Origin of the sequence: Lysinibacillus sp. IITD104, assembly GCF_036698265.2 — a bacterium.
In the GTDB taxonomy this organism is placed as follows: domain Bacteria; phylum Bacillota; class Bacilli; order Bacillales_A; family Planococcaceae; genus Lysinibacillus; species Lysinibacillus boronitolerans.
This window is the reverse complement of record NZ_JBAHYH020000001.1, coordinates 3,142,401-3,155,879: the sequence shown is the minus strand read 5'-3', so window position 1 is coordinate 3,155,879 and position 13,479 is coordinate 3,142,401. Positions and strand designations below refer to the sequence as shown.

General features: G+C 36.1%; 13 protein-coding genes. 11 read left to right on the top strand and 2 right to left on the bottom strand.

Annotated features, from left to right (window positions below):
- The first annotated feature begins 36 nt into the window (after window positions 1-36).
- The 11 genes from V1L66_RS16140 to V1L66_RS16090 all read left to right on the top strand — a co-directional run bounded on the left by V1L66_RS16140 (window position 37) and on the right by V1L66_RS16090 (window position 11,492).
- Complete coding sequence (locus V1L66_RS16140) at window positions 37-624, top strand: TetR/AcrR family transcriptional regulator (RefSeq protein WP_333005462.1); 588 nt, start codon at window positions 37-39, stop codon at window positions 622-624.
- A gap of 374 nt (window positions 625-998) precedes the next feature.
- Entirely contained in the window at window positions 999-1,904 is a 906-nt protein-coding gene (rocF, locus tag V1L66_RS16135; RefSeq protein WP_036079979.1) for an arginase, read from the top strand.
- Between the two features lie 267 nt (window positions 1,905-2,171).
- Window positions 2,172-3,599, top strand: a complete 1,428-nt coding sequence (locus V1L66_RS16130; RefSeq protein ID WP_016994824.1) for an amino acid permease — start codon at window positions 2,172-2,174, stop codon at window positions 3,597-3,599.
- Between the two features lie 202 nt (window positions 3,600-3,801).
- Window positions 3,802-4,587: a DUF817 domain-containing protein gene (locus V1L66_RS16125; protein WP_333006520.1), complete on the top strand. Its 786-nt coding sequence runs from the start codon at window positions 3,802-3,804 to the stop codon at window positions 4,585-4,587.
- Window positions 4,588-4,802: 215 nt separating this feature from the next.
- A complete protein-coding gene (locus V1L66_RS16120; protein ID WP_333006519.1) occupies window positions 4,803-5,405 on the top strand; it encodes a pyridoxamine 5'-phosphate oxidase family protein in 603 nt (200 codons plus the stop codon).
- A 259-nt stretch (window positions 5,406-5,664) separates the two neighbouring features.
- On the top strand, window positions 5,665-6,357 hold the full coding sequence (vanR, locus tag V1L66_RS16115; RefSeq protein WP_312125788.1) for a VanR-ABDEGLN family response regulator transcription factor: 693 nt from the start codon (window positions 5,665-5,667) through the stop codon (window positions 6,355-6,357).
- Window positions 6,358-6,379: 22 nt separating this feature from the next.
- The gene (locus tag V1L66_RS16110; RefSeq protein ID WP_312125791.1) at window positions 6,380-7,474 is read left to right on the top strand and encodes a HAMP domain-containing sensor histidine kinase; all 1,095 of its coding nucleotides are present in this window, start codon (window positions 6,380-6,382) and stop codon (window positions 7,472-7,474) included.
- Between the two features lie 88 nt (window positions 7,475-7,562).
- A complete protein-coding gene (locus V1L66_RS16105; RefSeq protein WP_333006518.1) occupies window positions 7,563-8,480 on the top strand; it encodes a serine hydrolase in 918 nt (305 codons plus the stop codon).
- Window positions 8,481-8,700: 220 nt separating this feature from the next.
- Window positions 8,701-9,096, top strand: coding sequence for a VOC family protein (locus V1L66_RS16100; protein WP_112117635.1), 396 nt, complete (start codon window positions 8,701-8,703; stop codon window positions 9,094-9,096).
- Window positions 9,097-9,378: 282 nt separating this feature from the next.
- Window positions 9,379-9,753 (top strand): CamS family sex pheromone protein, encoded by a 375-nt coding sequence (locus tag V1L66_RS16095; protein ID WP_333006517.1) that lies wholly within the window; start codon window positions 9,379-9,381, stop codon window positions 9,751-9,753.
- 476 nt (window positions 9,754-10,229) lie between these two features.
- Entirely contained in the window at window positions 10,230-11,492 is a 1,263-nt protein-coding gene (locus V1L66_RS16090) for an NtaA/DmoA family FMN-dependent monooxygenase (RefSeq protein ID WP_257961494.1), read from the top strand.
- A gap of 34 nt (window positions 11,493-11,526) precedes the next feature.
- On the opposite strand, the gene V1L66_RS16085 is transcribed toward V1L66_RS16090, so the two are convergent.
- Both V1L66_RS16085 and V1L66_RS16080 read right to left on the bottom strand, forming a co-directional pair.
- Window positions 11,527-12,453 (bottom strand): TIGR03943 family putative permease subunit, encoded by a 927-nt coding sequence (locus V1L66_RS16085; protein ID WP_333006516.1) that lies wholly within the window; start codon window positions 12,451-12,453, stop codon window positions 11,527-11,529.
- A gap of 11 nt (window positions 12,454-12,464) precedes the next feature.
- Complete coding sequence (locus V1L66_RS16080; RefSeq protein WP_333006515.1) at window positions 12,465-13,463, bottom strand: permease; 999 nt, start codon at window positions 13,461-13,463, stop codon at window positions 12,465-12,467.
- Window positions 13,464-13,479 lie beyond the last annotated feature (16 nt).

Here is a 13,479-nt window from a genome sequence, read left to right as displayed (position 1 = left end):
TGTATAATAACTTCTATCAAGTCATCGGAGGCTCCTATGAAAAAGAAAGAGGAAGAACGTAAAAAACAGATTATGAAAGCAGCCTTTAACGCTGTTTCACAAATAGGTTATGATAAGGTTACACTACAAGACATAGCCAATCATGCCAGTGTCTCAAAAGGGGTAGTTCACTACTACTTTACAAGCAAACAAAACATTTTATTAGAATTACTGGAATCCACTACGAGCAAAATCTACAGCTATGAAATACAAGAAATAGGCAAGCATCAAACAGCTATAGACAAGCTCCAGGCCTACTTAAATGCTGTTTTTGTATCCCCTATAGAAAATAAAAAATTTTACAGAGTTTATTTAGATTTTTTAGCTCAGGCAAATAGCAATGAAGAGTACAAAAAAATTAACTTAAAATTTTATGAGAATTGCTGGAGAATTGGACAAGAAATTATTGAATTAGGAAAAAGAGAAGGTGTCTTTAGTTCAGACATTGATTCCTTAACCTATGCAAAAATGATGAGGGCAATGATTGATGGTTCATTAATTCAGTGGTTAACCTGCGATTTAGAAGAACAACATAAATTTTATAAAGAAACCTGTTTGAATAGTATTGTGCGACTATTAAAATAGGCAATTGAAAAGCCTTATTACTATTGTAGTAAGGCTTTTTTTTGCCGTAAAAAAGAAGAATAATTGAATGATTTTGGAAAATATTTATTAACATATAGCATTTATAGATAAAATTACCGACGAAATTTTCGGAAAAAACTATAAAAAAAGAACAGTTTTAATATTTTGTTTAGTAATTTCTTACAAAAAACACGTTTAAAAGGAAAAAAATGTTTTGGTATGCATTGAAATAGCGTTTATGCATTCGTTTATACAGGAATAAATCTATGTTTTTAATAATTTAAACTGTATAAAAATTTAAAAAAATGTCGAGTTGAGTCAATGTTGCAAATTCTTTATACTGTGAAAGTAATTAGTGGAGAGGAGAAAACATCATGAATAAAGAAGTGACAATTATTGGGGTGCCCATGGATTTAGGTCAAACAAGAAGAGGCGTAGACATGGGACCAAGTGCTATCAGATATGCGGGGGTAACTGAACGACTTGAGGGCCTTGGTTATTCGATTTATGACGAAGGAGATTTAACTATTGACTTCGTACACGAAGATAAAGACGCAGAAGGAAAGACAAACTTAAAAAATTTAAAAACTGTCACAGAAAGTAACGAGAAGCTAGGCCAAAAAGTAGACCATGAAATTTCTTTAAACCGTTTTCCTTTAGTATTAGGTGGAGATCATAGTATTGCTATTGGAACATTAGCAGGAGTTTCCAAGCATTATGAGAATCTAGGGGTCATTTGGTATGATGCCCATGGCGATTTAAATACTGGTGAAACATCTCCTTCAGGAAATATCCATGGCATGTCTTTAGCTGTAAGCTTAGGCCTTGGGCATCCAGCACTTACAAATATCGGAGGCTATGCTCCAAAGGTAAAGCCTGAAAACGTTGTTATTATTGGTGCTCGTGATTTAGATCCAGGAGAAAAAAAACTTATTAAGGAAATTGGTATTAAAGTATACACGATGCATGAAATTGATCGTTTAGGAATGACGAAAGTGATGTCAGAAACGATTGACTATTTAAAGGAGCGTACAGACGGTGTTCACCTATCATTAGATTTAGATGGACTTGATCCAAATGATGCACCAGGTGTAGGTACGCCCGTAGCAGGTGGTATTAGCTATCGTGAAAGTCATTTGGCTATGGAAATGCTGTCAGAAGCAAATATTATTACTTCAGCAGAATTTGTTGAGACTAACCCAGTATTAGATCAATACAATAAAACGGCTATTGCTGCAGTAGCTTTAATCAGCTCACTATTTGGCGATACATTACTTTAAGCCATGAATAGAAGTCATTTTGTATCCCAAAAGGAAGAACTTTCTTAAAAAATTAGGTCGCGACAACCAACTATAAGAAAGTAGCTCTCCCTATAGTAAGTTTACAATACAATTTAGCTAATCAATAGCCTTTATTTTGTCAGAAAATTGACAGTTCATAAAATATATAAAACAGTTTATCTATTAATCATTCAAATTTTAGATTGTTATCTGTTTTGCACGAAAAAAAGAAAGTGCTTACAAGATAATGAATGTAAGGAGTTTTTTATGGCAGCAGAACAATATGAATTAAAAAGAAGTATGAAAGCAAGACACTTATTTATGATTTCACTTGGCGGATGTATTGGAACTGGTTTCTTTCTTGGATCAGGCTACACGATTAACCAAGCTGGGCCAACTGGTGCCATCCTCGCTTACTTAGTAGGCGGAGCAGTTATGTATTTAACAATGCTATGTTTGGGTGAATTGTCTGTTGCTATGCCGGTATCAGGCTCGTTCCAAACGTACACGACGAAATTTATCGGTCCTGCTACTGGTTTTGCCGTTGGATGGCTATACTGGCTAGGTTGGGCAGTAACTGTTGCTCTTGAATTTTTAGGAGCTGGACAACTTATGCAAAGATGGTTCCCTGATTCACCAGTATGGATGTGGTGCCTAATATTTGCTGCACTGCTCTTTGTATTGAATGGTTTATCAGCAAAAGCATTTGGTGAAGCAGAATTTGTTTTCTCCAGCATTAAGATATTAGCAATTATTATGTTCCTTGCGGTTGGTGGAGCAGCTATGTTTGGGCTAATCGATATGAAAGATGGAACAAATGCACCTTTCCTTACTCATTTTTATGAGGGTGGACTATTTCCGAATGGCGTAACAGCACTGCTTATTACAATGATTACCGTGAATTTTTCATTCCAAGGTACAGAATTAATTGGTATTGCTGCTGGGGAGAGTGAAAATCCTGAAAAGACTATCCCTAAATCTATTAAGCAAACTGTTTGGCGTACGTTGTTCTTCTTTGTGTTATCGGTATTTGTACTTGCAGCTATGATACCAATGGATAAAGCAGGGGTTGTGGAAAGTCCATTTGTAGTTGTATTAGATAGCATAGGTATTCCATATGCAGCAGATATTATGAATTTTGTTATCCTAACAGCCTTATTATCTGTCGCAAACTCTGGTCTTTATGCTGCAACACGTATGCTGTTCTCACTATCTGTCGAAAAGATGGCAAGTCCCGTTTTAGGGAAGGTTAATAAAAGAGGTATCCCAATGAATGCATTACTAATCACACTCGCTGTAGCAGGTCTATCATTACTGTCAAGTGTCTTCGCTGCTAATACAGTCTTTGTGTGGTTATTATCTCTAGCAGGCTTAGGTGCACAAATTGGTTGGATTGCGATTACAGCATCTCAAATTGCATTTAGACGCTCCTATATACGTCAAGGAGGAAAAGTAGAGGATTTAAAATTCAAAGCGCCATTGTATCCAGTGATCCCTATATTAGGTTTATTAGCGAACTGTATAGTAATGGTAAGCTTGGCTTTTGATCCAGCACAACGTTTAGCACTCTACTGTGGTGGTGCATTCTTCATTGGATGTTATATCGTTTATTATTTAAAAGTGAAAAAAGTGACGAACTTAGAAATAAATCAGCAAGAAGTGCAATTAAAATTAAATCAAAAAATATATCTTTAATTTCAAAGAGTAGCTGCTTATGTGGCTACTCTTTTCTTCATAAATAAAGAACAACAAAGACGTATTTAACTAGAAATAGTTTCGATATTAAAAGAAAAAATTTATCGATTTTCGATAAAAAAATATTGAAATTAGATAATTTATCGTTTATTCTTCATACAAGAAGCATTAAATTATGAACAAGTTCATTTGAGGTGGATTCATGTTGAAGAATTTTAGTAAAGACTTAGGAGTCTTTACGTATCATCAATCATTATCTTGTATTTTTCCTGTTGTGATATTTGCTACACTTGCACTCTCTAAAGCCATTCAAATACCTGGGGTAGGAAGATATGACTTTATTCTGGTTATCTGTCTATTGACTCAGTACTTGATGTATAAATTTGGTTTAGAAACAAAGGATGAAATAAAAGTCATTTGCTTGTTTCACATTATTGGGCTCGTGCTCGAACTATATAAAGTGAATTTCAATTCATGGTCATATCCTGAAGAAGCGTGGACAAAAATAGGGGGTGTGCCTTTATATAGTGGATTTATGTATGCGAGTGTGGCAAGTTATATTTGCCAAGCCTGGCGTAGGTTTGATTTAAAAATTGTAAGTTGGCCAAAAAGTTATGTAGCTATTCCACTTGGAGCCGTTATCTACTTAAATTTTTTCACACACCATTTTATTTATGATTTCAGATGGCTGTTAATGGCACTACTATTTATTGTGTTTTATCGTACTATTGTAAAATTTACCGTACGGAACAAAGTCTTTAAAATGCCCATCGTTGTATCGTTCTTTTTGATTGGCTTTTTCATTTGGATTGCGGAGAATATTGCAACGTTTTTTGGAGCATGGTCATATCCGAATCAGGAGGTGTCTTGGTCGATTGTTCATTTTGGTAAAATCAGTTCATGGTTTTTACTTGTAGTCATTAGCATTATGATTGTTGCACAACTTAAATTATTCTATCGTGATGCAGGTGAAAATTTGGAGAAATAATAATTCACTATATGACATTCATTTGTTGAATGATATTTGCGATGAACTATTAAATATAACACTTAGAGATTTGCAAAGCTTCTAAGAGAAATAGTATGGGTTTCTGATAAACTAGTATTTTTACCTTGTACCCATTCCCTTTCATCAAACTGTCCCTTTTTTAGTGTGCAATACTGCTGTAGACTCCTTTTTAGAAGAGGATGGGGGGAATGATCATGGTAACAGATATTCGGATGATCAATAGAGCTTGTACAGACGACAAACAAATTAAGCAATTTTTAGAAGGTGCCCAAACTGCATTTCTTGGTTTAGTGGAACAACATATGCCATATGTTATTCCGCTAAATTATGTCTACAAAGACGGAAGTTTTTATTTCCACGGTGCCAACGAGGGAAGAAAAATAGACATTCTAGCAACCAATCAAAATGCATGTATCACAGTAAGTGAAAATTATGGAACAATGGTAGATCCCATTCCAGCTAAGACTGATACGGCTTATATGAGCATAATCGCAAATGGCTTGGTGGAAATTGTCACAGATTTAAATGAAGCTACTGCTGCTATGCAGGCCATGCTTGATAAATATGTACCAGATTATTACCAAGCGCCTTTGTCAAAAAAGCATATCGATAAATATCAATCATCTTTAGGGAGCAAAACGCTTGTTCTGAAAGTGAAGCCAACCAATTTAACTGCAAAAGAGAATAAATTAAATAAACAAATGCTATATTACTCAGGCAGAGTGGTAACACAGGATATGAGTAGAAAATCTACTGCTACAGCAATCAATCCAACAAATGAATCACGAGAAACATGAAAGGCTAAGCCTATTGTTTGTGTAGTAATCGTTCATTATTAAGCTATAGCGTATCCTGAGGTAAATAACTTGAATATTTTTTTTGTGTAGCACCTTTGCTAACATAAACTATCGCAAGTAGAGTTGGAAAGAAGTATTCCATCTCTACTTTTTTCATTAGCTTTCAAAGGTACTACCTTATTAATAGATATAGTCATACGTAAGTGCTATAATGCCTGTGAAAAATCATTGGAAAACAAGTGGGGAGAAGGAGAGGGCAATACAGTTGAATATATTAGTTGTTGACGATGAAAAGGAAATTGCAGATTTAATAGAACTTTACTTGAAAAATGAAAACTATCATGTATTTAAATATTATACAGCGCAAGAGGCTTTGGCATGTATCGAGCATGAAAATGTAGATCTAGCTGTGCTGGATATTATGATGCCTGATATAGATGGCTTTACTATTTTAAGAAAAATCCGAGAAACATTGAATTTTCCAGTGATAATGCTTACGGCAAAGGAAGAAGAAGTTGATAAAATTAATGGGTTCTCTCTAGGAGCAGATGATTATATAACAAAGCCATTTCGTCCATTGGAGTTGGTTGCTCGTGTAAAGGCGCAAATACGAAGATTTACCTTGTACAACCAGGGCTCGAAGCAACATGAAGATATCATTGATTTTGCTGGCCTGGTGATTAACAAAAACACACGGCAAGTCTTTTTAAATGAAAGGCCTATATCCCTTACACCAACGGAATTCGCTATACTTTGGTATTTATGTGCAAATCGAGGAACAGTTATTAGCTCAGAGCAATTATTCCAAGAAATATGGGGGGAAAAGTACTTTAGCAGCAATAATACGGTAATGGTTCATATTCGACATTTACGGGAAAAAATGAAAGATTCTGCGGAGAACCCAAAGTATATTAAAACGGTTTGGGGAGTGGGGTATACCATTGAAAAATGAGTTTGGTAAACTGAAAAGGAAAATGGTTCTACAAATTATTTCGATACTTGTCATCTCAAGCATCATAGGTTTTTTTATTAATTTTGCATTTATTGATGGGGTCTTACAAGCTCCCTTTGCAGATGCTTTTATTGCCTTTTGTGAAAATGTCTTGCAGCTTGATTATTATGCCGCAAGTAGTGCCTATCATGTGTTATTTCGACAAAATAAACCGCTTTGGCTAGCCATAGGATTTATTTTATTATTGTTGATTATTTTTTATATCGCCTTGTCTCGATTTACCCGATATTTTCATCAAATTAGTTCAAGTATCACGATGCTTGCAGATGAGTCAGGGAAGGAAATTGAGCTCCCAGCTGAACTCGACTTTTTGGAGAAAAAATTAAATAACGTCAAATATAAATTAGAAAAGCGTGCAAGGGATGCGCAAGAAGCGGAGCAACGAAAGAATGATTTAGTTGTCTATTTAGCGCATGATATTAAAACACCCTTAACCTCCATTATTGGCTACTTAAGTCTTTTAGATGAAGCGAGGGATATGCCTGTAGAGCAGAAAGAAAAATATGTGACGATTACATTAGAAAAATCTTATAGACTGGAACAACTAATCAATGAATTTTTTGAAATAACCCGATTTAATTTACAATCTATCATTTTAGAGAAAGATCCTATTCCTTTACATCATATGTTAATGCAAGTGGTCGACGAGTTTTATCCATTGCTGGCACCAAAGGGGCAAAAAGCCATCGTCAAAATAGATGAAGATATTACTATCTATGCAGACGGTAATAAATTAGCAAGGGTATTTAATAATATTTTAAAAAATGCAATTGCCTACAGTGATCCAAATAGTACAATTGAAATTAGTGCGCAAAGCGAAAATAATCAGACATTTATTTCGTTTACGAATACAGGGAAGACGATCCCTCCTGAAAAATTAAAAATGATATTTGAGAAGTTTTACCGCTTAGATAGTGCAAGGTCTACCCAAACAGGAGGTGCTGGGCTTGGTTTAGCCATTTCTAATGAAATTGTACAGGCCCATGGCGGAACGATTACCGCAACTTCTAGTAATGATACAACCGTATTCACCGTGATGATTCCCACCAATTCTTAAGAAACCTTAAGAATTCACTAATAGTAAATTAAAAATAAGCTCCTTTTTTTATGGTTGAATAAAAGCATAAAGAGAAGGAGTTGTTTTTATGTTCAAGAGAAAAGGTATATTGAGTTTATTGTTTTTATTCGTGATGATATTTATTTATTTACTATTGAAAGAATCGCCAATGGCTTTACGTCAGGAAATAGATCATGCACCAAAAGTAGTACAAACTTCCAGTCAGCATATGCTTGATCTTGATATATACAGTTCGAATGCAATTTTAGTGAATTTGGATGAAAATCAAATTCTCTTAGATAAAAAAAGTGAGGAAAAGATTTATCCGGCTTCTTTGACAAAAATGATGACGGTACTAGTCGCGATTGAGCAGATCTCCAATTTACAAGAAGAAATCATTTTACCTAAACATATCTTTCAGGATTTAATAGAGGAAAATGCTTCAGTAGCTGGATTTCTCCCAAATGAAAAGCTGACATTAGAAGATTTATTGTATGGCTCCATGTTGCCATCAGGTGCAGAAGCATCACTAGGTTTAGCTGAATATGTTGCGGGGTCAGAACGTGGATTTGTGAAACTGATGAACGAAAAGGCGCAGCAGCTAGGCATGAAAAATACGCACTTTGTGAATACAACTGGACTCCACCATTCAGATCATTATACAACTGTAAAGGATATGTCTTTACTTTTACAATACGCCTTAACAAACGATGAGTTTCGAAATGTTTATACAGCAGAAAGATATTCTATAAAATCAACAAACCTTCATCCGGAAGGCATTACTTTTACCAGTCGCATGTTTCAGCATATGACGTCAAGTGCATTGCCAGGAGGGGAAATTTTAGGTGGAAAAACTGGCTATACAGAAGATGCAGGCTTATGTTTAGCAAGCTTAGCTCTTATAAATGGACAAGAATATGTGCTAGTGACAGTAGGAGCGGACGGCAGCCCTAGAACGGAGCAATATAATATTACCGATGCCATTTCGGTATATAGTCAATTATAACTAGCCCTAATAGTGTGTGATTAGAGAATAATTCATTTTCTAGTCACACTTTTTTGTAGTTCTAAAAATAATAGAATTGAATAATAGATGGGAGATTCCATATAAGTCTCTATAAACCAACGTGTTGTTGGTATGGCAGAAATAATTTATTAATTTTAATCTTCAGAAAAATGATATATAGTAAATATGATCAAATACATTCATCTTTAAGGAGGATACTATGGGGAGATTAGTTCATTTTGAAATTCATGTAAGTGATATGGATCGGGCTAAGGATTTTTATGGGAAAGTTTTTGGATGGTCATTTCAGGACTGGAGTGAATATGCAGGCATGCCTTACTTCGGTGCCGTGACAGGTGAAGATGGTGAACTTGGCATTAACGGTGCTTTAATGCAACGCCAAGGGCCTCCACCAGAAACAAACCAAGCGTTGAATGGCTTTGCTTGTACAATGGGTGTTGAAAGTTATGATGTAACGGAAGCAAAAATTCTTGAAAACGGGGGCAAAGTAGCCATGCCAAAGTACGCATTACCAGGAATGGCATGGCAAGGCTATTATATTGATACGGAAGGCAATGTATTTGGTATTCACCAGCCCGATAAAAATGCCAAATAGTATTGAGGGGTAAATCGCTCTAAGAAGGAGGGAACCCGCTCTTAAAGAGGTGAGAACCCGCTCTTAAAAGTGTGAGAGCCACTCCAATGTAGTGAAAAACCCACTCATTAGCAGTTGAAAGCAGTAAGACCTATGTTCGAGAAAACGAGCATAGGTCTTTTTTGATTATCTGATAGGTAAATGGGGAGATTTGTAAATATATAATGTTTTATTTTGGTAAATTTGGTATCGTTGAATGAGGTAATTTATCAAATGATACATAGTATGCAAGGAGAAATAGCAATGAAAAAAAGAAGCTTTATGTTATTTTTATTCGCACCAATATTGATTTTAGCATCTTGTAGTAGTGAGGACGAAAGTGTTACTGCTAATGAGAAAAAGTATATTTCATCGATTCAGAAAAAGGAAGTCTATGAGATTCAACAGCCTGCAAAAGTCAATATTGCTAGAGGTTCAATCATCAATAATATGAATAACGCTTTAAATATTAATGAAATTGAAAGAGGACTCATGAATTTATCGGTGAATCATTTCTCAACTGACAAGTTTTATATGCAGGAAGGTCAATATCTCGAAGAGAAAATGATCAGCCAATGGTTAAGTAGAAAAACAGATGAAGGTATTGGGTTATATTGTGAGCTGTTATTTTTTACATAAATTTGAATTGTATCAGTGCCATTACTAGGTGCTTTAAAATTAAAGCTCATCGAACCCTGACCAGTTGGAAAGGTAGAAGACGTTGTAAGAAGAGAATCATCACTTTTTTCAGCTGTGGGGGTAGAATAAGATTCCTCAGCAGAAGCACCAAGGTTCGGCGGAATAGATGGTTGGAGTATAGGATCTTCTATAAAAGATGCGCCACCAATTGGAAATATAAAAAGAGTAACTATAAATAAAGAGGTAAATTTTCTCATGATTCCTCCGCTTAAATATTTTTGAATTATCTCGATAATACCTTTATTTAACTTTATAGTAAATATTAGTTTGGTTGCTTATTTTTCATTTGTAGAGGACCTTCAAAAACTTAATAGTCATTCATTGCAATCTCTGCCATGAATGATTATTATGAAAATGATAATCGTTATCAATTAAAAAGAAGGAGAGTAGCAATGAAAAGACACCTTATTATTGGAATGCATTTAGCTGTTTACGGTAATCATGGCAAACAGGGTGCCTTGATAGAAGAACATATTGCATTTGCGCAGCGTGCTGAAGCAGCGAAATTAGATTTTGTATTTAAGGCGGATTATTTAACAGCTCATCCAGAATTAATGGCTAAAATGAAAGGAACAGTTGGCTTAGATCCTAACTTTTTAATGGCGATGGTGGCAAGAGAAACGAAACAGATTGGCTTAGTAACAACGATTTCCACATCCTTTACGCCACCTTATCTGATTGCGCGTCAATTGCAGTCCTTAAATTGGATTAGCGAAGGACGAGTTGGATGGAATATCGTAACCTCTATAGATGGCGCCCATAATTTCAGCAATGAGCCCATGCCTTCTTCCGAGGAGCGTTATGCTAAAGCTGCAGAATGTACAGCGGTGGTCAAGCAGCTATGGCATAGTTATCCCTATGAAACATTAGAAATGGATGGGAATTTAGAGAAAATAAAAGAGCTTGTTAAGCCAATTGAGCATGAAGGAGAATTTTTCCATATAAAAGGTCCCTTAAATCTCCCAATGCATCCAGCAGGAGAGATTCCACTCTTCCAAGCAGGAGCGTCGGATGTTGGGCGGCAATTTGCGGCTACTGTTTCCAATGCGATTTTTGCGGCTACACCAGTCATGGAGGTGGGTATTGAGATGCGTAATGATTTGCGTCAGCAGGCTATAGAAGTAGGTCGTTCAGCCGACGATATTCGCTTATTACCCGGACTCTATTTCTTTATAGGGGATACATATGAAGAAGCACTCGAAATGCACCGACAAGCACATGCACATTTAACACTTGAGCGGCGCTACAGTGCTTTAGAATCTGTGATTGGCATGGATGTTCGTCATTTGGCACTTGAAGATCAGGTAACGGTTGATATGCTGCCATCAAAAGATCAACAAGTACGTAGTAAAACACATGCAGATTTGGTACGTCGTTATATTGTAAACAATGAACCAACAGTCGCAGTATTGTTAGCACGCCCAGAGGTAATTGGCTCAGCCCACCTTGTAGCAATCGGTACACCACAGGATATTGTCGATCAAATCGTTACTTTTTATGAAGAGGGTGCATTGGATGGCTTTATTGCCATACCAGGCGGACCTGCGAAATCTTTGGATTTGTTCTTTAGCGACGTTATTCCCATGTTAGTAGAGCGGGGGTTATTCAGAGCTGAATATGAAGGTAGCACATTACGTTCCCATTTAGGCTTAGATGTGCGATCCCCCATTAATAGCTGAAAAAGGGCAAGCCATAAGCTTTGCCCTTTTATTACTAGAAACTCATTCGAATATTAATAGGATAAAGATAAGGTGATTCAGGTTGTTCGATTGTTACCCAATCATCAATATGGATAACAGGTAAGCTTGCACCTTCATATGTTGTTTGACTAATTGTACCGACCACTTCAATCCATGTATCTTCTGTGAGTGTAGGAGCGTCCGAAAACTCTGTCAGAAAGCCGACAATACTGGCATCGGCGACGCAATGCGTAATAAGAAATCTTGAAATCACTAGTTGCTTTTCTGTAAAACTTTCTTCTTTTAAAACAAAGCCCTTCAACTGTATTTTCTTCCCCAAATAGTTAGCCAAATTTTGATTAATTTCTTCATAATAAATCGTGTAGTCCTCATCGGTCATTTTTAGCATGGATTGTTGGGATAGCTGTTGCTTTAATTGCTCATATTGTTTTTTTGTCATTTCCTGTTTTTCCTCTGTCAGTCGGGGATCAGCTTCATGTTCATCATAGATGTTTTCATCAATCGTTTCATTTGAAGTGAGGTAATCCTCTATTTTAGATGATTGATTTTGCTGGGTGAGAATAAATGCACCACCTTTTTTATCAGCGATGGCAGCATCTAAAATTTTTGCTGGCACGAAGAAGCCTGTCATTATTGGTGTAATGATAATAAGGTAGGCAATCATTTTTTTACGTGTAAAGGCTGAGTGACCATGGTCGTGATGGGAGCAGCAAGCTTGTCCTGCTTGATCACATGAATGGGGAGCCTTTGAAAAAGATATTACTCTTGTCACTTGAACAAGAAATAGTATAAAAAACAAAATGGCGGCTGTTTTACTCAGCCCTTCATATTTCGGGTTGATGAATTTTGTTAGTTCACCGGTCCAATGCAGGTTGGCTATCATAGCTGAAAAGGCAAGTAACAGTAAGGCTCTTAGCGCTACTTGAACATGAAATTTCATGGTTTTCCCCCTTAGAGATACGCTGAAAGAATCCATATACTAATGTAGACGACTGTAGCCACTAAGGCGATTAACCAAAATACAAATTTTAAGCGAAATACGCTCATCAACATAATGGTATTTTTCAAATCGATCATAGGGCCAAAAATAAGAAAGGCCAGAATGGATGGAGTGGAGAAAATAGCACTAAAGGATGCGCCAATAAAGGCATCTGCCTCTGAACAAAGTGACAGAATGAAGGCTAAGCCCATCATAACTAGAATGGAGGAGGAATCACCATCTCCAATGGCTACGAGTGTTTTCGTAGATACATAGGTTTGTACAAAGGCAGCTAAAAATGCCCCAATTATTAAGTATTTGCCCATATCAAAAAATTCATCGATGGCATGCTTGACCATATTTACTAGTTTAGTGATGAAGGATGTTTGTTGTCTAGTGGTTGTCAATGAGTAGGACTGTAAGGAGACCTTAAATTGTGAGCCTTTGAAAAACAAGCTGATAAGTAATGCCACTACAATAGCGATGACAAAGCCAACGAGCATTCGAAGGCTCGCTATTCTTAAATCATTGCCAAATGCCATATAGGTAGAAAGAATAACAATAGGGTTAATAAGTGGACCAGTTAACATAAAACCCATAGCTGCATGTATTGGTACGCCTTTGGCAATCAATCTTCTAACAATCGGAACAATCCCACATTCACAGGCTGGAAATAATGCACCTACAAAACAACTCATGAAAACAGCCATCACAGGATTTCGAGGAATCCACCTTTGGATATGTTCCTCTGTAATAAAAATCTGAATAAAGCCTGCAATCAGTATTCCAATTAAGACAAATGGTAATGCTTCAATTAAAATACTTAAAAATATCGTATTTAAATTGAGTAGAGAGGAACTAAGGTCGTTTAGTGCTGAGACGTTGAATAACAGTAGTGGTAGCATGCCTATGAATAAAATGAAAAGGAACCAAAAATTCAATACATATTTAGAAAAATGGAGACGTTCCACATAGACCTCCTTAAAG

Bases quoted from the DNA above. Each gene is read 5' to 3' on its own strand.
- V1L66_RS16140 (WP_333005462.1), top strand. From the start codon at position 37: ATGAAAAAGAAAGAGGAAGAACGTAAAAAACAGATTATGAAAGCAGCC.
- rocF (WP_036079979.1), top strand. From the start codon at position 999: ATGAATAAAGAAGTGACAATTATTGGGGTGCCCATGGATTTAGGTCAA.
- V1L66_RS16130 (WP_016994824.1), top strand. From the start codon at position 2,172: ATGGCAGCAGAACAATATGAATTAAAAAGAAGTATGAAAGCAAGACAC.
- V1L66_RS16125 (WP_333006520.1), top strand. From the start codon at position 3,802: ATGTTGAAGAATTTTAGTAAAGACTTAGGAGTCTTTACGTATCATCAA.
- V1L66_RS16120 (WP_333006519.1), top strand. From the start codon at position 4,803: ATGGTAACAGATATTCGGATGATCAATAGAGCTTGTACAGACGACAAA.
- V1L66_RS16110 (WP_312125791.1), top strand. From the start codon at position 6,380: ATGGTTCTACAAATTATTTCGATACTTGTCATCTCAAGCATCATAGGT.
- V1L66_RS16105 (WP_333006518.1), top strand. From the start codon at position 7,563: ATGTTCAAGAGAAAAGGTATATTGAGTTTATTGTTTTTATTCGTGATG.
- V1L66_RS16100 (WP_112117635.1), top strand. From the start codon at position 8,701: ATGGGGAGATTAGTTCATTTTGAAATTCATGTAAGTGATATGGATCGG.
- V1L66_RS16095 (WP_333006517.1), top strand. From the start codon at position 9,379: ATGAAAAAAAGAAGCTTTATGTTATTTTTATTCGCACCAATATTGATT.
- V1L66_RS16090 (WP_257961494.1), top strand. From the start codon at position 10,230: ATGCATTTAGCTGTTTACGGTAATCATGGCAAACAGGGTGCCTTGATA.
- V1L66_RS16085 (WP_333006516.1), bottom strand. From the start codon at position 12,453: ATGAAATTTCATGTTCAAGTAGCGCTAAGAGCCTTACTGTTACTTGCC.